Raw genomic sequence first — 19,505 nt, forward strand, 5'->3', positions numbered from 1 at the left:
TCATGAAGCCAGCGTCTTCAATTCAATAAGTGTCTTCCTCCATTCTGTCAGTACTTCTTTCCCAAAAAAGATCTGGTCCACATGGCCAGTATGAAGCATGTCAATCATGCGACATAGATAAGACTTGCCACAGTCCCACCAAGTATAACGATCATCAATAAACAGGAAATGGAAGACTGAAGCGCCAAGTTCTCTCTGAGCGAGTTCAATCTCATACCCATCAAGGAGAGTTTCATAAACTCCATCTGCAACTCGACTTCCAAAAGTAGTAGTTCCATAGTATTCTTTTATCTCCCAAACGGCGATTGGATTCCTAGTATCTGGAATCGCGCCGTCAAACCGCCTTGAGAATGTTCTCTCTAGGCCGTCTGCAGATGTTAGAATAGAAAGTCTTCGTGCATCATCAATAAATCCGCTAGGACCTAACTCGTGTTCAGCAATCATGGCTACGATGCATGCAAGGTAAGCATGATGCCTTTTTTCTCCCTTCTGTTTATTCATTGGAAGCGCCTTAGTGGGCAATGTTCGTGCCTTTATGTCGATAAAGGCTCTTTCGGCCTCTGCTCTGTCCATAAACAACTTTGAAATGTTTAAGTTGAGAAGATCCGCCCTCCAGTTCATGTATGAAATAATCTCTAGCAAAAGCTCGTTGGACGGCGGCAAAATCTTCTGATCAGAACATATCTCAAGCAATTCTTCTTTAGCATAAGTTCGCAATACTCCGCTTTTTCGCTTACTGTATCCAGCCTGTTCCGACAAAAACTTTACATATGCCCAGAATCTCCCGCACTTTGACTTGAATCTTGGATCTGGCCTCATCGTTCAATGCGTGCGAAGAGATCTGTTGGATGAACTGAGAGTGCTCGTGCAATCTTGAAAAGATTTAATAGCCCAAGATTTCGATGGCCACGCTCTACACTGCCGATGTAAGAGGGATGTAGGCCAGATGCATTGGCTAAGGCCTCTTGAGTCCAGCCCTTTTTCAACCTAAACTCTCGGATTGTGAGACCAATGATCTTGATTTCATCTGACATTTGAATTGGCTTGTCTTTTTCACCATAAGCATTGAGCGCCTATCGGTCCAGAGACTATGAGTACAGCTCAGAGCCTATGAGCACAGCTCTGTCTCTTGGTGTTTAGGACGACTTTGTGGATCGACTTAGCGATGGTTTCCCCATCTTTTCGACCAGCTGAGTCCCAGGAGGGAATCGCTCACCTCAGATACTGCTTGTACACGATTCCATTTATGTCTTAAACCGTCCCACTATTGATGATCTGCCAATTCGGATCTGCTGAACTGACTTCTCGCCACTTATGCGATCGACAATTTTTGAAGCTAACCTAGTGTGGCTGTCGAGAAGTGACCACAGGAATGAAAGACTTCTTTGCCTGTGTGATTGTTGATGCCAGTGGTGGCACGGCCGCGTCTGATGCTGGTGAAGACACAGGCTAAAGCAGGTAAGTGTCTGCATCGAGGGGCCAAAGAAGTTCTTCTTGGTTGGCGTTACCAACCCCCAACGTCAATCATTTCTGAAGACTGATTCTTCATTCTTGGCCATAATTCTAATTGGCAGCTGACATAATCATGGGGTGTATTGGACTTCATGGAAACTCGCCTGGGCTAGGTGGTGATCAGGGACGGTAGGATTTACCCTTCTATTGAGCCTTGCGCTTTTCCAGGCCTGTTCACAGCTTGGTATAACATGATATGGCGTCTGAGATCGTCTGCTGATAACTGGCTGAGACATCGGAACTATGTTAGGAAGCGATGCTCGACTAGCAATACCGAAGCTTGAGTTCTTCTCTTTCTGATCAGCCTGGTCTTCGCGCCCTCGCCCATCCCTCAGGCATGATGGTAGTTCATTGGGATGTCAGAGTGCAGCCGGCTGATATTGGCAGGGGAAGGCGTCTTGATCGCGTGGATGCTTTGAAGGGATTTAGCCCTTCAGAGTCAGTTCTCAACATCAGCTTTAGTGCCTTTGGTGCTTGCACTTCTTCAGATGGCTGATCCCATCCCTTCAGGCCCACCGAGCTTTCGGCGCAGGCATCTAGTATGCCAAGCTCGCCTTTCATGGTATAGTAGGATCATCATATCTTTACTCGGCTCTCGGCTCGATTGATACTTGCCTTTTCAGCTTTGGGTCTGTATCATCTATTTACCTTTTCTCGGCCGCGCTGATTTCGTGAAGCAAATACGCTAAAACAAGACCCCTCAAGATCCCCCGTGCAGGATCCCTTGCCCTTCGGTATCAGCCCATTTTCTGGCCCTGAAGCTTGCCAGACCGAGTGGGCTCCGGCCTCTGAGAACAAGTCAGGGACTGCTTCGGACGTTGAAAAATCGGCGATGAGGTAAAAGGGGGTGGTGGTCCGGAGTTCGTTCAATGTCTCAGTCCAAGCGCGAACAGGTTGTCAGTCACCTCCGTTACATTCGACAGGAGTTGCGTGAGATGCACCAGGGGGTCATGGAAGATGGATTATTGCCTGAAGCAGGCGAGGTTAGGGGGGTGATGGCCCAGATGGAAGCACTGCTTGAGTTGCTCGAGGGCAAAGGATCGCGCAAGAAGGATGGTGACGGCTGATTGTCGACGTCTCTTGGCTAATCCTATTCTGGAGCAACAAAAGGTAGCAGTTCCTTGCTGGCGACTTTCTGCCTTGCACAGCAGGCCAGATATTGTTTGGTTGACGTCATCCCTGTTAGCGGCGAGGACTCTGGCTTCAAAATCTCTTTGGCAAAATCCAGGTTTGCGGAGAATGGTGGATCCTTTGCTCAGTCCACTCGAGCTTTCCGCGAATAGCCTCTATGTATAAGATCGCTGAAAAGTCTATTCTGCGCGCCGATGGGCAGCTAGATCCGTTATAATCTTGTTTAACCCATCAACTCAACAAACCGCTAAGTCGCATTCCTCCCTGATGCGGGTAACTATCCCGAGGTGGCTTGGAGCTTACCTGTCAGATTGCTCGAAACTATGGAAGGTATTGGCGAAAGCTCATCCTACGCATAGCATCCGGATGTGCCTTGCTGGATTGTCATTTTTGGCGTTGAAGGTCTTATGAAGATGTTCCGAGACTCCAGCGTTCGGCAGTCCGTGGCGAACTCCTTGTAGGCATAGGCGGGGTCGTTCTTTCCCTTTACCAGCTGGCACTCGGACCCTTGGCTTTCGCGCAGCGGCATCCCAGACTGTTGCACCATCCAAATCCACGGCTGAGATCGCCGATCACCGGTTGATGCTGCTTAGCTGCCAGCAATTCGCCGTAAGCGAGCCTTGTGACGACGTCCAGGCCTCTATTGGGCTTGTCGAAGCCGACGCCGAATTTTAGCCCCCTATGGGCAATCACTGGTGATGCGGTGGCCCATCTTTCGGAACCAGGCCTGTGATTTGACTTCCATCTACATTAGGTCACCTGGCCGCATTAACGCTTACCGCGGCTCGGGTGGTTTGGGTTCCACGTTCTCCAATCGCCCCAGGCCGAGCCGGCTGTGGGCCCGGGCCAGGGGTGAGAAGGGAGCCCGCCGCAGCCGGGCGGTGTGCCAGAGGTGCAGCCGCTGACGGCGTAGATCCATGACTTGCGGGAGCCCCTTCGTCGATACCCAAGTGAAGATGAACCGCCTGAGCGCTAGCTTGCCAGCCAGAGATACGCGCAGCGCAGCCAGATGTCTTTCTCGGTGGCGAGCTCGGCAGGGCTGCGGTCATAGGCCATGAGTCGGATCAGATCTAGGAGAAGACCTCGATGGGTCAGTCGTACTTTTTGGTGGCCGAGTTAATTTTTGGTATCTCTGGGTTAGTGAGTCGCATCTCAACCCGGAGCGGCCTGCCTGCACCTTTTCACTGAACACCTTTCTGAGGTGGATCAGCTAAATCGCCGCCCGGGCGCGCGCCGCCAGCCACAGGCCCAGGCCGCTCCAGAGCACCACCAGGCCCAGGCAGAGGCCGGTCCAGGCCGGCAGGCCCCAGCCATCCACCACCAGCGGCGCCACCACGGTGATCACGCCCCCGGCCAGCAGGGGCTGGAGCAGCAGCTGCTTGATCGAAAAGGCCGTCACCGCCTGGCTGCGGTCGCCCGGGTCGGCCATGCGCAGCAGCAGCAGGCCGCTGGCGGCCACCCCCGTGGCCTGGCCGAATTCGATGATCGCCCGCTCGAACCAGTCGCTCGGCAGGATCCGTGGCGCCAGCAGCAGGATCACCCCCAGGTTCCAGAGCAGGCCCGCCACCGCCAGCACCGTCAGGGGGATCCAGTCGTGGGCCAGCAGGCTCAGGTCCAGGCAGGCGGTGGCGGCGGTGATCAGCAGATCGGCCGAGAGGGTGCCGGTCCGCCCCTGGATGGCGGTCGAGACCCACTGGGTCTGGCCGCTCTTCTCCAGGATCAGGCGCACCAGCAGGGAGCCCACCAGGGCCAGGGGGAACACGGGCAGGGCGTCGATCACCAGGGCGAAGACCCCGCCACTGGCGTCGGCGACGAACCGCAGGGCCGCCAGCGCCCCGCAGCCGAACAGCACCGCCACCCCCGCCAGGCCCAGGTTCACGGCCCAGTCGGCCAGCTGCCGCCACAGCGCCGGCACCTCGACGGTGCCCTCCTCCATGGGCAGATCCACCGACACCTCCTGCAGCGGCGGTGTCTCCCCTTCGACGATCGCCATCGCCTCCTCGACCGGCAGCGCGTCGGGGAACTTCAGCCAGCCCCGGGCCCGGGCCAGCACCACCAGCAGGCCGCCCACCACCGTGGACACCAGCAGCCCGACGGTGGCCATGGCCAGCCCCAGGGCCTGGGCCCCCTCCAGCCCCAGCCGCTCGTAGGTGGGCCCCATGGCGGCGGCCGAGCCGTGCCCCCCCTCGTAGGCCACCTCGATCAGGCAGGCCATCACCGGGCTCACCCCCAGCCAGGGCTGCAGCACCAGCAGCACCGCCAGCCCCGCCACCAGGAACTGGCCGAAGGCCAGGGTCAGGGCCAGCAGCACCTGGGCCGAGAGCGGGCGCCACAGGCCCCCCAGCTTCGGCAGCGGCTTGCCCAGCAGCAGGGTGGCGAACACCAGGGTCAGCAGGGGCAGGGGCAGCTGGTCCCAGAGGTCGATCACCCGCTGGGGCAGCAGGGGCAGCAGCCCGGCCGGGGCCACCACCAGCCCCAGGCCGCCCGCCAGCAGGGCCTCCGGCAGTCCCCAGCGCTTCATGCCCAGCAGCCCGCCGATGCCCGCGCCGATCAGCAGCAGCACGGTGAGGGCGGCCAGGGCCAGCGCCAGCCACTCCACCCGATCCACCACCCCCGGCACCAGCGATGCGATCACAGGTGGAACTGGCGGCGGAAGAAGGCTTCGGTGGCCTCGAGCACCGCGGTGCGCACACCGCGCTCACGGAAGCCGTGGCCCTCCCCGGGAATCAGGTGCAGTTCCGTCTCCAGTCCGCGTCGTTGCAGGGCATCCACCATCCGCTCACTCTGACTGGCCGGCACCACCCGGTCGTCGAGGCCATGGAAGAACACCACCGGCGCCGTGATCCGCTCCGCATGCCCCAGCGGCGAGCGCTCCTCGTAGAGGGCCCGGGCCCCGGGCCAGGGGCCGATCAGGGTCTCGGTGTAGCGGGCTTCGAAGCGATGCTCCACGGCCAGCAGGGCCTGCGGATCGGTCACCGGGTAGCGGACGGCGCCCGCCGTGAACACGTCGGTGAAGCACAGGGCCGCCAGCACCGTGAAGCCCCCGGCACTGCCGCCCTCGAAGGCCACCCTGGCTGGGTCAGCCCGGCCCGCCGCCACCAGGGCCCGGGCGGCGGCGGCGCAGTCGGCCACGTCCACCACGCCCCACTGGCCGTCGAGCCGCTCGCGGTAGGCCCGCCCGAAGCCGGTGGAGCCGCCGTAGTTCACATCCACCACCCCCCAGCCGCGGCTGGTCCAGAACTGGATGGTCAGATTCAGCCCCGTGCCGGCCATGGCGGTGGGGCCGCTGTGGCCCTTCACCAGCAGGGGGGCATCGGCCCGGCTGCCGCCCCGGGGCGGGTAGTACCAGGCCTGGGTGGGCGCCCCGCCGTGGCCATCGAACCAGAGGGGTTCGGGGAGGCTGATCGCCTCGGCCGCCAGCGGCGCCGGGGCGGCCGGCGTGTGCTCCCAGGTGCCGCTGGCCGTGTCCAGCTCCAGCAGCCCCTGGCCGATGGCGGGGGCGGCGGCCACTGCCACCAGCCGGCCCGCTTCGGCGCCCAGGGCCGCCAGGTCGCTGAAGGGCAGGGGGATCGGCTCCCAGGGGCCGCCGTCGAGGCCCAGCCGGCCCAGTTCCCAGCGCCCCTGGCGGCAGACCGCCGTCAGCAGCCCCGTGCCGTCCCAGGCCGTGGTGCGCAGGCCATAGACCCACTGCGGCGTGCCGAACTCCGCCTCCATGGGACACAGCGGCTGCCAGCGGGGCGGGGAGTCCGGCCCCAGGGCGGCCACGTCCGCCAGCCGTTCCAGGTTCCACCAACCGCTGCGGTCGCTGGCCACCACCAGGGAGCCGTCGTCGAGCCAGAGGGGCTGGAACACTGAGATCCCCTGGGGATCCCCGGCCGTCGAGCCGGCGATGGGCCTGGCCTGGCCCAGCTGCCCGGAGGCGTCGATGGCGGCGAGCCAGAGCTGGCTGCGCTCCCAGGGCATGAACGGCTGCTCCCAGCTCACCCAGGCCAGGTGGCCGCCGTCCGGCGCCAGCACGGCGTAGCCGCAGAAGTCGGCCGGCTGGTGCAGCAGCTCCGGTTCACCGCCCGCCAGGGGCACGGCCACCAGCCGGTCGAGGCCGTCCTGCTCCATCACGCCGATCCAGCGACCGTGCCGCCGGTCGATCAGGCCATCGGCGAAGGCCCGCGGCCGCTCCGGGTCGGGCGGGGCGGTGAGCCGCCGGGGTGCGCCTGCGGCCGTCGTTGATTTGGGGCCGGCCAGGTCGAGCTGCCAGAGGCAGCGGTCGCCGTCGTCGACGAACACGACCTGATCGCCCGCCACCGCATAGGCGCCGCCGCCGTACTCGTGCACCCGGGTGCGCAGGTTCCAGGTCCCCGGGGTCAGGTCCACGGCCGCGTCGCCGGCCCCGCCTCGCCCCATCAGGGTGGTGCGGCCCCGCTCCTCGGGTCGCTGCTCCAGCCAGAACAGGCGCCCGCCCTCCAGCCGCGGTTCGGCGACACCGGCCGTCCGGCCGACCGCCAGCTCGACGGGCAAGGGCTCCGTGTCCCGCCATGGCTGCGCCCCCACCGAGTCCTCCGCAGGCTGCTTCTAGAATCCAGCCATCGTTTCAGGTGACGACTTGGCCCGCAGCTTCGCCCAGATGGCACGGTCGGCCGAACAGGGCGGCAACTCCGTGCTGGTGCCGAAGGTGCCGGTGGAGCGGCCACCGCTGGAGATTCACAAGCTGGGCTCGAAGGAGCTGCGGGCCCCGGCCCGGCGGATCAGCAAGGTGGATGCCTCGATCCGGGATCTGGCCCGCGACATGCTGCGCAGCATGTACACCGCCAAGGGCATCGGCCTGGCGGCGCCGCAGGTGGGCGTGCATCGCCAGCTGCTCGTGATCGACCTGGATCTGGAGGAGGCCGCCACCCCGCCACTGGTGCTGATCAACCCGGAGATCACCGCCGCCGGGGCCTCCTTCAACACCTACGAGGAGGGCTGCCTCAGCATCCCCGGGGTCTACCTCGATGTGGTGCGTCCGTCGGTGGTGGAGGTGAGCTTCCGCGACGAGACGGGCCGCCCCCGCCGCCTCAAGGCCGACGGCCTGCTGGCCCGCTGCATCCAGCACGAGATGGACCATCTCAACGGCGTGCTGTTCGTCGATCGGGTCACCGACGAGCTCAGCCTCAACGAGGGCCTGCAGCAGCAGGGCTTCCGCCGCTCCGACGTCCAGTCGATCCGCTGATCCCATGCCGATGAAACCCCTGGCCGGCCTCTTCCTGGGCCTGGCCTGCCTGCTCGGCATCGCCGCCACCGGCTCGATCTTCGAGCTCTCCTACGGCGACCCCGATCTGGGCGTCCAGGCCACCCGCTGGATCCTGGCTGGCAGCCTGCCGGGCACGGTGCTGGCCCTGCTGGTGGCGATCCGGATCAACAAGCCCGCCTGAGCACGCTGCGGTCCCGCTGCGCCCCCGCTTCGACCCCCCGGCCGGCCCGACAACCGGCCGGCCGATTGGGACACATGGGCTGGTTTCCGGTGGTTGCCGTTCATACGATTCAGGCCGCTTCGATGAACGTCGTGACCCTCCCCGTGCTTCCCCGCGCAGGCCTGGCGGCCTTGACGGCGCTGGCGACCACCCTGGCCACCGCCGTCCCCGCTCCGGTCCGCGCTTCCGCCCTGTTCGCCGCCGCCGAGGTGGACCAGCAGAATTTCCTGATGGTGGCGGCCCCCATCGGCACCCGGGGCGAGAAGGCCCAGCTCAACATCTACGAGCAGCTCAAGCCGGTGCGCCCCTGCTTCGAGGTGGGCGCGGGCCTGCCGTCCCCGGTGAACCCCCTGCTGGCCACCTTCGACTTCACCGGCATCTGCAACCGCTACATCGACGCCAACGGCTACTCGGTGCGGGTGGGCGGCCAGGACCTGGCCACCTCCTACCGGCTGATGGTCACCCGCAGCGGCGGCGACATGCTGCTGCTGGCCTTCCCCACCAAGGCCGGGGCCGGCCCTGAGATGGTGGTGGCCCGCACCCGGGGCAGTGCGCCCGGCTTCCTCAAGCTCCACCTGGAGCCCGGCTGGCGGCTGATGCGGCGCCAGTTCGGCGGCCGCAACCTCGGCCACCTGTACGTCTATGCCGACAGCTGGCCGGGAACGGCGGCCACCGCCACCCAGCCCGCCACGAGCACTCCCGCCCTGCCGGCCCAGCCCGCCGCCGCCACGGGCACGCCGGCGCCTGCCGCCGCCGCCCCGACCAGCCGGCCTGCCGCGTCAGTCCCCAGCACCAAGCCCGCCGCCGCCGGGCGCCGGGTGATTCCCTCGACCCGCCCCACGGCCGTCGCCCCCGCGACGGAGCCGGCTCCCGCTGCCGCCCAGCAGCCCGTGGCTCCGCCGGCCATCCCCGCCACCAAGCTCTGAGGCGGGGGCCCGAAGCCCCGCTTGCTAGGGTGCAACGCTGCGAACGTCTCAGCAGTACTTCATGACCCAGGTCACCGTCGGCGAAAACGAAGGCATCGAATCGGCCCTGCGCCGCTTCAAGCGCCAGGTGTCCAAGGCGGGCATCTTTGCCGATCTGAAGCGGCTGCGCCACCACGAAACCCCCACCGAGAAGTACAAGCGCAAGGCCCAGCAGCGCCGCCGTCGCCGCTGAGCCTGGCCTTGCTGGGGGCACCGTTTCAGGTGCTTGTACCTGTTGCCCTGACCTCCGCCCGCCTCCAGGCTGGAGGGGCCATCGCAGCAGGGTCCATGGGCCATCCGGTCGCCTCCACCGCAGGCCACGCACGGTCTGCCTCAGCGCTTGAGCGTTTCGGCCACTGGTTGGCCGAAACCATCAACCACGCCTGGGGAAACCCCGGTGAGGAAGCCCAGCACCGGCCCCCCCTGATCGGGGTGCAGCCCTACAGCGACAGCCCCCAGCGACGCCGGCGCCGCTGAGCGCCCTTTCGTTACGGCCGAGCCACTCACTCCGTTGATCCGGCCCCTCAGTCAATCCGGTCGAAGGAGCGGTAGCTGAGGGCCTCGGCGATGGCGCCGCTGGCCACCCGCTCCTCGCCGGCCAGATCGGCGATCGTGCGCGCCACCCGCAGCACCCGCTCCGCCCCCCTGGCGGACAGGCGCCGCTGGTTGATGGCGCGCTCCCACAGCGCCAGGGCCTCCGGCGCCGGATCCACCACGGCAGCTAGGGAGGGCCCATCCAGCTGGCCGTTGGCGGCCCCCTGCGGGTTGCGCTCGCCCATCCGCCGGCGCGCCTCCGCCACCCGTTGCGCCACCACAGCACTGGCTTCGCCGCAAGGGGCTCCCTGCTGCGGGGCCTCCCGGTAGGCCCCGCCCAGGTCCCGGGCCTCCGGGCGGCGCATCACCACCTGCAGGTCGATGCGGTCGAGCAGGGGCCCGGAGAGGCGCCCCCAGTGACGGCGCCGCTGGGCCTCACCGCAGCGGCAGCTCTGGCTGGGGTCGCCGTACCAGCCGCAGGGGCAGGGGTTGGTGGCCGCCACCAGCAGCACACGGCTGGGGAAGCGGCAGCGCTGCCGGGCGCGGCTGATCCACAGCTCGCCCTCCTCCAGGGGCTGGCGCAGCTGGTCGAGCACCTCCCGGCGGAACTCCGCCAGCTCATCAAGAAACAGGACGCCGTGGTGGGCCAGGCTCAGCTCCCCCGGCCGGGGCACGGCGCCGCCACCGATCAGGGCGGCGGCGGAGCAGCCGTGATGGGGGCTGCGGAAGGGGCGCTGGCGCCGCAGGCCGGCCCCCTCCCCCAGCAGTCCGGCCAGGGAGTGGAGCTGGGTGACCTCCAGGGCCTCCTGGTGCGCCAGGGGGGGCAGCAGCGTCGGCAGCCGCCGGGCCAGCATCGTCTTGCCGCTGCCGGGCGCCCCCACCAGCAGCAGGTGGTGGCCGCCGGCCGCGGCGATCTCCAGGGCCCGCCGGCCGTGGGCCTGGCCCCGCACCTCGGCCAGGTCGGGGCCGGGCATCGCCGGCTCCGGTGCGACCGCCGCTGCGGGCGCCGCCGCGGAGCCAGGATCCCGCAGCAGGGCCACCACCTCCCCCAGATGGTCGGCTCCCCAGACGGACAGTCCCTCCACCAGGGCGGCCTCGGTGGCGTTGGCCGCTGGCACCACCAGGGCCCGGGCCCCGTGTCGGCGCGCCGCCAGGGCCAGGGCCAGCACCCCCCGGATCGGCCGCAGCCGGCCGTCGAGACCCAGCTCCCCCGCGCTCCACACCCCCTCCACCTGGGCGGCCGCGAGCTGCTGGCTGGCCACCAGCAGCCCCAGGGCGATGGGCAGATCGAAGCCGGGGCCGGCCTTGGGCAGGTCGGCGGGGGCCAGGTTGACCACCACCCGGGTGAGGGGCACCCGCAGGCCGCCGTTGCGCAGGGCCCCCCGCACCCGCTCCCGCGACTCCTGGGCCGCCGCATCCGCCAGGCCCACCACCCGCAGCCCCGGCAGCCCCGGGGCGATGTCCACCTCCACCGTCACCGGCAGGGCCTCCACGCCCCGCAGGGCCCCGCTGCTGCACCGTGCCAACATCCCTTCGGAGCCCACTGCCCGTTCAGTGCCACCTCCCGACCACTCCGCGGCGTCCCATGGCCAGCAGCGACACCATCTTCGGCCGCATCCTGCGCGGCGAGATTCCCTGCCAGGAGGTCTACGCCGACGACCTCTGCCTCGCCTTCCGGGATGTGAACCCCCAGGCGCCGGTGCACGTGCTGGTGATTCCCCGCGAGCCGATCGCCCAGCTCGGCGAGGCCACCCCCGAGCACCAGGCCCTGCTGGGCCACCTGCTGCTGGTGGCGGCCAAGGTGGCCCGGCTGGAGGGGCTCGAGAGCTGGCGCACCGTGATCAACAGCGGCGCCGAGGCCGGCCAGACCGTGTTCCACCTGCACCTGCACGTGATCGGCGGCCGCCCGCTGGCCTGGCCGCCGGGCTGATCACCGGCTGCACACCGCGCCCCCGGCCGGGTCGGGCCGGCGGTGAGAATGGCGCGATCCGCCCACGCCCATGTCCCCCCTGAAGGCCCTTCGCGAGCAGCTGGGCAAGCTGCAGCGCCTGGCCCAGCCCTACTTCCTGCCCCTCGATGAAGGCGGCGGCGGCAGCGGCCAGTTTCTGCTGCTGGTGGTGGCCCTGCTGGCGGTGGTGGTGGGCTTCACCCTGCTGCTGCTCACCGGGGTGGTGGCCGCGGCCGGGGCCTGGATCCCCGAGCTGCGCAACCGCTTCCTGCCCGGGGTGCCCGAGCAGGTGGCGGCGGTGTGGAAAGGGCCGATCGGCATCGTGATCATGGTGCTGTTCGCCGCCGGCCTGGGCGCCTTCATCAGCCTGCGGGCCAAGCTGCGCCAGGGGCGATGGCTGCCCTGGCTGCTGCTGGGCATCATCGCCCTGCTGATCCTGGTGATCAACGGCATCAACGTCGGCATCAGCTTCATCGCCCGGAACATCGAGAACGCCCTGGTGGCGTACAAGGCGGAGGAGTTCTGGAAGATCGTCGCGATCTACGCCTTCTGCCTGGTGCTGGCGCTGCCGATCCGCGCCATCCAGAGCTACCTGATTCCCAAGCTGGGCCTGCTGTGGCGGGAGTGGCTCAGCGGCCGCATGCTGGGCCGCTACCTCACCAACCGGGCCTACTACGTTCTCAACCCCAACGATGAAAGCGTTGAGGAGATCGACAACCCGGACCAGCGGATCTCCCAGGATGCGGCCAGCTTCACCGCCACCAGCCTGAGCGTGACGGTGGAGATCATCTCCGCCCTGCTCACCTTCTTCAGCTTCATCATCGTTCTCTGGAGCATCAACCAGACCCTGGCCCTGTGGCTGCTGGCCTATTCGGTGGGCGGCACGGCCCTGATCGTGTTTGCCAGCCGCAAGCTGGTGAACCTCAACTACCAGCAGCTGAAGCTGGAGGCCGATTTCCGCTACGGCCTGGTCCACATCCGCGACAACGCCGAATCGATCGCCTTCTACCGGGGCGAACGCCAGGAGCAGAAGGAGGGGGAACGACGGCTGGACGGGGTGATCGTCAACTACAACCGTCTGATCATCTGGGAGGCGTTGATCAGCGTCATCCAGCGCTCCTACGACTACTTCTCCCGCTTCCTCCCCTGGCTGGTGATCGCGCCGATCTACTTCGCCAAGGAGGTTGATTTCGGCGTCTTCGGCCAGGCCAGCATCGCCTTCTCCCAGGTGCTGTTCTCCGTCAGCTACATCGTCAACAACATCGACCGGCTGGCCGCCTTCTCCGCCTCCATCAGCCGTCTCGAGGGCTTCCAGGGCAAGGTGGAATCGATCAGCGCCGAGATGGCTGAGTTCGTCGCCGCCGAGCAGGCCTCCGCCGGTGGCGCCATGGGGGCCGGGGCCGGCGCCGTGCGTCCCGAATCGATCCTGGTGAGCCATGTGGATCTGGTGCCGCCACGCACCAACCGCCTGCTGGTGCAGGACCTCAACCTGGAAGTGACCGCCAACCAGCGGCTGCTGGTGGTGGGCCCGTCGGGCTGCGGCAAGACCTCCTTCCTGCGGCTGGTGAGCGGCCTGTGGCCGCCCGCCGCCGGCAACGTGCAGCGGCCGCCGGTGGGCGAGCTGATGTTCATCCCCCAGAAGCCCTACATGCTGCTGGGCAGCCTGCGGGAGCAGCTCTGCTATCCCCAGCCCACCGACCGCTTCAGCGACGAGCAGCTGCGCCACGTGCTCGAGGAGGTGCGCCTGCCCGAGCTGGTGCACCGCTATCCCGACCTCGACATCAAGCAGGACTGGCCCCGGCTGCTTTCCCTCGGCGAGCAGCAGCGCCTGGCCTTCGCCCGCCTGCTGCTCAACTCGCCCCGGTTCGTGGTGCTCGATGAGGCCACCAGCGCCCTCGACGTGGCCACGGAGAAGGCGCTCTACGAACTGCTGGTGGAGCGGGAGATGGCCTTCGTGAGCGTGGGCCACCGCCCCACCCTCACCGCCTACCACGACACCGTGCTGGAGCTCGATGGCAACGCCGGCTGGCGCCTGCTTCCGGCGGCCGGCTATACCTTTGGCCGCGAGGACTGATCCGATGAGCGACCCTTCCGCCACCCCATCAGCCGACGCCCCACCGGCGGCCGCCATCCCGCCCGCCACCAGCGCCACCACCTCGGAGGTGCCCGCCTTCGGCTGGAGTGGCTACGCCGAGCGGGTCAACGGCCGTTTCGCCATGCTCGGCTTCGTCGCCGTGCTGCTGATCGAGGCCCTCAGCCACGACACCTTCCTGCACTGGGCGGGCCTGGTGCCCTGATCAGGGCACGGCGATCAGATCCACCTGCCACTGGCCCTGGCGGCTCACCTCCACCGCCAGCTCCCGGCCATCGGCCCGCAGGGACACCCGCCGGGGCACGCCGGGGGGCTGGAGAGGTACCGGCTGCAGGGCCATCAGGTTGCGGCGGTAGAGCACCAGCTCGGTGCGCCCCTCCAGCTGGCGCACCAGGGCCAGCCGCTCACCGCGGCCATCCACCGCCACGCTCAGGGGCTGGGCGTCGGGGCGCTCCAGGCCCGGCAGCGGCACGGGCTGCTGGCGCCGCAGGTCCACCAGCTCCACCCGGTCGCGGCCGCCCCTGCTGACGATCAGGGCCAGCCAGTCGCCGGAAAGGGAGGGGGCCCGGGCGGGGCCGGCGGCCTCGAGGCGCTGGTTCAGCCCCAGCAGGGGCTGGGGGAGGGGGCCCATACAGCCCGCGAGCAGTGACGGCAGGGCCGCCACGATCGCCACCGCTGCCGTCCTCATCCTCCTGCTGGCCCCCGCCATCATGGGGCCTCACCCGGCGCGCCCCGCACGGGCAGACCGGCGGGCAGGTCCGGCTCCAGCAGGGCGGTGAGGTCGTACAGCTGCACCCGGGCGCGGCCGTCCCCCTCGGTGGCGATGGCGATGCGGCGGCCGTCGGCGGCCAGGCTGAGGCTGTCGGGCGCCAGGCTGCTCGGCAGCGGCAGGCGGTGCAGCCGTCCGGTGGCCCGATCCTCGATGACCACTCGCCGCTGGGGGCCCTCCTGCACCAGCAGGGCCAGATAGCGGCCGTTCCAGCTCAGGGACGGGGAGCGGTGGGGCTGCAGCCGCTGCAGGTGGCGCAGGGGCAGCACCGTGCCGGAGGGCTGCTCCTGCAGCAGCACCGTGTCGCGGCCGTCACGGCGCACCACGCTGGCCAGCAAACGGCCGTTGCCGCTCAGGGAAGGATCCGTGCGATCAGCGCTTCCCCAGCCCACCGGACCGGCGCTGCGACGGCCCCAGCTCCAGCTGCCGCAGCCGGAGAGCAGCAGGGCCAGGAGCGCCACGGCCAGCAGGGGCAGGCGGGTGCCAGCGGGGCGCCGCAGCCGGCAGCGCGGGGCTTCAGTCGTCGAAACGGGAGCTGTTGTCCCTGGCGCCAGGGGGACGGGCGGGCGGCTCAGTCGCCGGCGGTCGGGTCTCCGGGGCCGGGGGCCGGGGCCGGCCGCTGGCCATCGGCGAGAAGTCGGCATCACTGACGTCATCGGCGGCGCCGCCGCGGGAGCTGGGGCGGATCGGGGTGCCCATCGGGGCTCCCGGCGGGCCGGCGGCCGCGGGGCCGGGCTCACGGCCCGTCGGGGCGGTGCCCCGGCGGGTGGAGCGGGGCGCCGCATCGGCCGCCGCCACCGGGCGGGAGCCGCGGCGGGGTTCCGGGGCGCTGTCGCGCTCACGGCGACGGGCGCCGAAATCACTGGCGGCGGAACGGCCCTGGCCAGCGGCGCTGTAGCGGCCGGCGGTGCGGTCCGGGCGGTCGTCGAGGGGGGGACGTTCGGGCCGGCCCGAGGCGCGCTCGCCCCTGGGGTTGTCCCAGGCGTCCGGCTCGTCACGACGGCTGGCGGCCCGCTCGGGGATGGCGGCCCGGCTGGGCCGGCGCGGCCGGTAGAAGTCGTCTTCGGGTTCTTCGCGGGAGGGGATGCGGCGCCGAAGCGGTTCGGGCTCATCGAACCGGTCGGGCTCGTCGTCCCAGCTGCGGCCGCCGCCGAGGCCACCACGGGGCCGGAAGGGGGCGGCAGGCTCCTCGTCGTCGAAGTAGGAGGAGCGGCGGGCCTGCTCGGTGGTCACCCCCCGCAGCCGCACGCTTTCGTAGGCAAAGAAGACCGTGGTGCCGGCCAGCAGGAACTGGCCGAACTGCAGGATCGGATCCAGGCGCCAGCCCTGGAAGAAGAGGATGCCGCCGCAAAGCAGGCCGATGGCGGCGAAGAACACGTCGTAGTCCCGGGCCAGGGCCGGCTTGAAGCTCCTCATGAAATAGAGGAAGGCTCCACCGACCGCCAGGACGATGCCGACGATGCTGGCCCAGTTGAGGCTGGCGTTGACCACGGCGGTTCACCCGGGCGACGGGCCCCACTCTAAGGACCGCGCCCACCGTGTCATCGGCAGGCGCAGGGGGGCCGCCGGATCAGAGGCGCCGGTCGAGCTGGTCGTTCTGGCTGATCAGCACCAGGGCGATGGAGATGGGGATCACCACGATGACCGCGCCCCAACCGAGGCTGCTGAGGAAGTTGGCGAGGGAAGGGGTCATGGCAGGGGTTCGCTCCGGACAGCTCGGCGGATCCTAGGCAGTGACGGCGGCTTCCTACGATCGGGGTTCCGACGCTTAGAGCTTTGTGACGGCCCCGGCCCTTTCCGCACTGGCGCCCCTGCCCCTGCTGCACCTGGCCCTGGGGCTGGTCCTGGCGGGCTGGACCCTGCTGTTCCTGTTCCGCATCGTCCTCACCTGGTACCCCGGCATCGACCTCAGCAAGGGGGTGATGCGGGTGGTGGGTGCGCCCACCGAGCCGGTGCTGGCCCTCACCCGCCGCCTGATCCAGCCCATCGGCGGTGTCGACGTGACCCCGGTGGTCTGGGTGGGACTGGTCAGCCTGCTGCGGGAGCTGCTGGTGGGTCAGCAGGGGCTGGTCACCCTCGCTTTGCTGCGCAGCCAGTCAGTCGGCTGAGCTGGGGTCAGGAGGCTGAGCTGGGGCCCGCTCAGCGGTTCAGCATCTCCTCTTCGACGAACTTGGTCCAGACCTCACCGCGCTGGAACTCCTTGCGATCCAGCAGGGCGAGGTGGAACTCGATGGTGGTGGGAATCCCCGTCACGGCACATTCCGACAGGGCCCGGCGCATGCGTCGGATCGCATGGTCCCGGTCGGTCCCCCAGACGATCAGCTTGCCGATCAGGGAGTCGTAGAAGGGTGGGATCTCGTAGCCCGTATAGACGTGGCTGTCGATGCGCACCCCCGGTCCGCCGGGGGGCAGCCAGCCGGTGATCTTGCCCGGGGCCGGCCGGAAGTTGTGGCGCGGATCCTCGGCGTTGATGCGGCACTCGATGGCGTGGCCGGTGATGTGGATCTCGTCCTGGCGGACGGAGATCGGCTCGCCGCCGGCGATGCGCAGCTGCTCGGCGATCAGGTCGATGCCCGTCACCATCTCGGTGACGGGATGCTCCACCTGGATGCGGGTGTTCATCTCCATGAAGTAGAAGGCGCCGCTGCGGTCCACCAGGAACTCCACCGTGCCGGCGCCCTCGTAGCCGATGCTGCGGGCCGCCGCCACCGCCGCCTCGCCCATGCGACGGCGCAGGTCGGGATCGAGGCCCGGGCTGGGGGCCTCCTCCAGCAGCTTCTGGTGGCGGCGCTGGATCGAGCAGTCGCGCTCCCCCAGGTGCACCACGTTGCCGTGGCGGTCGGCCAGCACCTGCACCTCCACGTGCCGGGGCCGGTCGATGAATTTCTCCATGTAGAGGCCCGGGTTGCCGAAGGCGGCCTCCGCCTCCCCCTGGGCGGCCCGGAACAGGCCCTCGAGCTGGCTGGCCTCGGGCACCAGGCGCATGCCCCGGCCGCCACCGCCGGCGGTGGCCTTGATCATCACCGGGTAGCCCATGGCCGCGGCGAGGCTGGCGGCTTCGGCGGGATCCTCCAGCAGTCCCTCGCTGCCGGGGATCGTCGGGACACCCACCCGCTGCATGGTGATCTTGGCCGTGGACTTGTCGCCCATGGCCAGGATCGAGGCCGGTGAGGGGCCCACGAAGATGAGGCCGTGGTCGAGGCACTTCTCGGCGAAGTCGGCGTTCTCCGCCAGGAAGCCGTAGCCGGGGTGGATGGCGTCGGCGCCGCGGGAGGTGGCGGCCGCCAGGATGTTGGGAACGTTGAGGTAGCTGCGGCTGCTGGGGGCCTCGCCCACGCAGACGGCCTCATCGGCCAGCTGCACGTGCAGGGCGTTCTTGTCCACCGTGCTGTAGACGGCCACCGTGGCGATGCCGAGCTCCCGGCAGCTGCGCAGGATGCGGAGGGCGATTTCGCCGCGGTTGGCGATCAGCAGCTTGCCGATGGGCATCCGTGCAGGTCCGGGCGAAGGGGCTGGCGGGGGTGCGGCCGTGCCGGGGCGGACTGTATCAGTGCTCACCGGCACCACCCCTGCCTAGGGGTCGCCGGGGGTGGGGAAGCCTGTGCGTATATTGCTCAGTCGGTGAAGGCCCCGGCCCGATCCGACCACGCGGATGTGGTGGAATTGGTAGACACGCACGTTTGAGGGGCGTGTGGCTTCGGCCTTGCGAGTTCAAGTCTCGCCATCCGCATTTTTCTTCTCCAGCCCCGTCCCCCGGAACCTGCGGTTCTCTTGACCCAGCCGTCGCCGGTCTCCGCTCCAGCCGCCGCGAGCGCGATCGTGCTGGTCAGCAACGGCCCCGGCGAGCTGAGCACCTGGGTGCGCCCGCTGGCCGAGCAGCTCCATCAGCTGCAGCCCCTGCGGCCCCGGGACCCCGTCGCCCCCTGCAGCCTGCGGCTGGTGCTGGTCCCGTGCCCCAACGCCACCGGGGCGGAGCATCGGGTGGCCCAGGAGTGGGGGCTGTTCGAGCGGGTGCTGCCGGCCTCCCGGTTCTGGTGGATGCTGCTGCGGCCCCGCCGCCACGGCCCCTGGCCCGAGCGGGGCGTGGTGGTGTTCCTCGGCGGCGACCAGTTCTGGACCGTGCTGCTCTCGGCCCGTCTGGGCTACCGCCACCTCACCTACGCCGAGTGGGTGGCCCGCTGGCCCCGCTGGAACGACCGCATCGCCGTGATGGGGCCCACCGCCGCCGGCCGCCTGGCCCCCCGCTGGCGGCAGCGGGCCACGGTGGTGGGAGACCTGATGGCCGATCTCTCGACCCTGGCCCGCCAGGACGATCCCCTCCCGCCCGGCGACTGGGTGGCCCTGCTGCCCGGCTCGAAGCGGGCCAAGCTGCTGGTGGGGGTGCCCTTCCTGCTCGAGACCGCCGACCGGCTGGCGGCCCTGCGGCCCGGCTGCCGCTTCCTGCTGCCGGTGGCCCCCACCACCTCGGTGCGGGAACTGCTGGCCTACGGCGGCCCCTCCAACCCGCTGAACCGCCACCAGGGAGCCGGTGAGCCCCAGCTCCAGGGCGACGAGATCGTCACGGCGGCCGGCACCCGCATCCTGGTGCTGGAGCGCCATCCCGCCCATGCCGCCCTGAGCCAGTGCGCCCTGGCGCTCACCACGGTGGGGGCCAACACGGCGGAGCTGGGGGCCCTGGCCGTGCCGATGATCGTGCTGGTGCCCACCCAGCACCTGGCGGTGATGCAGGCCTGGGACGGCTGGATGGGGCTGGTGGCCCGGCTGCCCCTGCTGCGGCGCCTGGTGGGGGTGGCCCTCACCGCCTGGCGGATGCGCCACCGCGGCTTCCTGGCCTGGCCCAACATCTCCGCCGGCCGCGCCGTGGTGCCGGAGCGGGTGGGGCCGATCGAACCGGCCCAGATCGCCGCCGAGGCCGCCGACTGGCTGGACCATCCCGAGCGCCTGGCGGCCATGGCCGACGATCTGCGCAGCCTGCGGGGCCAGCCGGGCGCCGTGGCGGCGGTGGCGGCCATGGTGCGGGGCCTGCTGCCGCCGCCGGAGCGCTCCGGTGTGCCGGTGCGATCTGGATAGGATTCAGCTCACCATGGCCCCATGCGGGGTTCGCCAC

The 19,505-nt window shown here is 68.4% G+C and carries 21 protein-coding genes and 1 tRNA gene; 11 read left to right on the forward strand and 11 right to left on the reverse strand.

The genetic code is table 11. The annotated features are described in order from the left end of the window. Nucleotides 1–819 (reverse strand): DUF7687 domain-containing protein, encoded by an 819-nt coding sequence (locus tag H6G99_RS14395; RefSeq protein WP_190612193.1) that lies wholly within the window; start codon nucleotides 817–819, stop codon nucleotides 1–3. Beyond that, entirely contained in the window at nucleotides 816–1,034 is a 219-nt protein-coding gene (locus H6G99_RS14400) for a helix-turn-helix domain-containing protein (RefSeq protein ID WP_190612195.1), read from the reverse strand. The genes H6G99_RS14395 and H6G99_RS14400 overlap by 4 nt, the downstream gene beginning before the upstream one ends. A gap of 1,347 nt (nucleotides 1,035–2,381) precedes the next feature. Between H6G99_RS14400 and H6G99_RS14405 the strand changes: the two genes are divergently transcribed. Then, nucleotides 2,382–2,579, forward strand: coding sequence for a DUF8635 family protein (locus tag H6G99_RS14405; RefSeq protein WP_015109473.1), 198 nt, complete (start codon nucleotides 2,382–2,384; stop codon nucleotides 2,577–2,579). 839 nt (nucleotides 2,580–3,418) lie between these two features. Here H6G99_RS14405 and H6G99_RS14410 read toward each other — a convergent pair. From H6G99_RS14410 to H6G99_RS14420, 3 genes are all read right to left on the reverse strand, one after another. Beyond that, on the reverse strand, nucleotides 3,419–3,562 hold the full coding sequence (locus H6G99_RS14410; RefSeq protein WP_190612196.1) for a hypothetical protein: 144 nt from the start codon (nucleotides 3,560–3,562) through the stop codon (nucleotides 3,419–3,421). 291 nt (nucleotides 3,563–3,853) lie between these two features. Continuing rightward, a complete protein-coding gene (locus tag H6G99_RS14415) occupies nucleotides 3,854–5,278 on the reverse strand; it encodes a sodium/glutamate symporter (protein WP_190612198.1) in 1,425 nt (474 codons plus the stop codon). Then, complete coding sequence (locus H6G99_RS14420) at nucleotides 5,275–7,158, reverse strand: alpha/beta hydrolase family protein (RefSeq protein WP_190612200.1); 1,884 nt, start codon at nucleotides 7,156–7,158, stop codon at nucleotides 5,275–5,277. The genes H6G99_RS14415 and H6G99_RS14420 overlap by 4 nt, the downstream gene beginning before the upstream one ends. Nucleotides 7,159–7,243: 85 nt before the next feature. On the opposite strand from H6G99_RS14420, the gene def reads away from it, so the two are divergent. The 4 genes from def to rpsU all read left to right on the forward strand — a co-directional run bounded on the left by def (nucleotide 7,244) and on the right by rpsU (nucleotide 9,248). Then, complete coding sequence (gene def, locus H6G99_RS14425; protein WP_015109113.1) at nucleotides 7,244–7,849, forward strand: peptide deformylase; 606 nt, start codon at nucleotides 7,244–7,246, stop codon at nucleotides 7,847–7,849. A 4-nt stretch (nucleotides 7,850–7,853) separates the two neighbouring features. Further along, nucleotides 7,854–8,051: a hypothetical protein gene (locus H6G99_RS14430; protein WP_015109112.1), complete on the forward strand. Its 198-nt coding sequence runs from the start codon at nucleotides 7,854–7,856 to the stop codon at nucleotides 8,049–8,051. Between the two features lie 122 nt (nucleotides 8,052–8,173). After that, the gene (locus H6G99_RS14435; protein WP_190612201.1) at nucleotides 8,174–9,016 is read left to right on the forward strand and encodes a DUF3747 domain-containing protein; all 843 of its coding nucleotides are present in this window, start codon (nucleotides 8,174–8,176) and stop codon (nucleotides 9,014–9,016) included. A gap of 61 nt (nucleotides 9,017–9,077) precedes the next feature. Then, nucleotides 9,078–9,248, forward strand: a complete 171-nt coding sequence (gene rpsU / locus H6G99_RS14440; protein ID WP_006172073.1) for a 30S ribosomal protein S21 — start codon at nucleotides 9,078–9,080, stop codon at nucleotides 9,246–9,248. A 331-nt stretch (nucleotides 9,249–9,579) separates the two neighbouring features. On the opposite strand, the gene H6G99_RS14445 is transcribed toward rpsU, so the two are convergent. Then, nucleotides 9,580–11,118, reverse strand: coding sequence for a YifB family Mg chelatase-like AAA ATPase (locus tag H6G99_RS14445; RefSeq protein WP_190612203.1), 1,539 nt, complete (start codon nucleotides 11,116–11,118; stop codon nucleotides 9,580–9,582). A 56-nt stretch (nucleotides 11,119–11,174) separates the two neighbouring features. Between H6G99_RS14445 and H6G99_RS14450 the strand changes: the two genes are divergently transcribed. From H6G99_RS14450 to H6G99_RS14460, 3 genes are all read left to right on the forward strand, one after another. Beyond that, on the forward strand, nucleotides 11,175–11,519 hold the full coding sequence (locus H6G99_RS14450) for a histidine triad nucleotide-binding protein (RefSeq protein ID WP_190612205.1): 345 nt from the start codon (nucleotides 11,175–11,177) through the stop codon (nucleotides 11,517–11,519). A gap of 70 nt (nucleotides 11,520–11,589) precedes the next feature. Further along, on the forward strand, nucleotides 11,590–13,611 hold the full coding sequence (locus tag H6G99_RS14455) for an ABC transporter ATP-binding protein/permease (protein WP_190612207.1): 2,022 nt from the start codon (nucleotides 11,590–11,592) through the stop codon (nucleotides 13,609–13,611). A 4-nt stretch (nucleotides 13,612–13,615) separates the two neighbouring features. After that, nucleotides 13,616–13,834 carry a CAB/ELIP/HLIP family chlorophyll-binding protein gene (locus H6G99_RS14460; RefSeq protein WP_190612208.1) on the forward strand — a complete coding sequence of 73 codons (219 nt, stop codon included), beginning with the start codon at nucleotides 13,616–13,618 and terminating at the stop codon, nucleotides 13,832–13,834. Here H6G99_RS14460 and H6G99_RS14465 read toward each other — a convergent pair whose 3' ends face one another. From H6G99_RS14465 to psbX, 4 genes are all read right to left on the reverse strand, one after another. After that, entirely contained in the window at nucleotides 13,835–14,317 is a 483-nt protein-coding gene (locus H6G99_RS14465) for a TolB-like translocation protein (RefSeq protein ID WP_190612210.1), read from the reverse strand. A gap of 20 nt (nucleotides 14,318–14,337) precedes the next feature. Continuing rightward, a complete protein-coding gene (locus H6G99_RS14470) occupies nucleotides 14,338–14,859 on the reverse strand; it encodes a TolB family protein (RefSeq protein ID WP_190612212.1) in 522 nt (173 codons plus the stop codon). A 55-nt stretch (nucleotides 14,860–14,914) separates the two neighbouring features. After that, complete coding sequence (locus H6G99_RS14475) at nucleotides 14,915–15,889, reverse strand: Ycf66 family protein (protein WP_190612213.1); 975 nt, start codon at nucleotides 15,887–15,889, stop codon at nucleotides 14,915–14,917. A 79-nt stretch (nucleotides 15,890–15,968) separates the two neighbouring features. Continuing rightward, complete coding sequence (gene psbX / locus H6G99_RS14480; protein ID WP_094586637.1) at nucleotides 15,969–16,091, reverse strand: photosystem II reaction center X protein; 123 nt, start codon at nucleotides 16,089–16,091, stop codon at nucleotides 15,969–15,971. An 85-nt stretch (nucleotides 16,092–16,176) separates the two neighbouring features. Between psbX and H6G99_RS14485 the strand changes: the two genes are divergently transcribed. After that, on the forward strand, nucleotides 16,177–16,506 hold the full coding sequence (locus tag H6G99_RS14485; protein WP_190612215.1) for a YggT family protein: 330 nt from the start codon (nucleotides 16,177–16,179) through the stop codon (nucleotides 16,504–16,506). A gap of 31 nt (nucleotides 16,507–16,537) precedes the next feature. On the opposite strand, the gene accC is transcribed toward H6G99_RS14485, so the two are convergent. Then, on the reverse strand, nucleotides 16,538–17,887 hold the full coding sequence (gene accC, locus H6G99_RS14490; protein WP_094586633.1) for an acetyl-CoA carboxylase biotin carboxylase subunit: 1,350 nt from the start codon (nucleotides 17,885–17,887) through the stop codon (nucleotides 16,538–16,540). Nucleotides 17,888–18,046: 159 nt separating this feature from the next. Here accC and H6G99_RS14495 point away from each other — a divergent pair. Together H6G99_RS14495 and H6G99_RS14500 are read left to right on the forward strand one after the other, a co-directional pair. Further along, nucleotides 18,047–18,128: transfer RNA gene (locus H6G99_RS14495), tRNA-Leu, on the forward strand. Between the two features lie 41 nt (nucleotides 18,129–18,169). Further along, entirely contained in the window at nucleotides 18,170–19,468 is a 1,299-nt protein-coding gene (locus H6G99_RS14500; protein WP_190612216.1) for a glycosyltransferase family protein, read from the forward strand. The last annotated feature ends 37 nt before the right edge of the window (nucleotides 19,469–19,505 follow it).

The organism is Synechococcus sp. FACHB-909 (assembly GCF_014698945.1).
Lineage (GTDB): Bacteria > Cyanobacteriota > Cyanobacteriia > PCC-6307 > Cyanobiaceae > Cyanobium.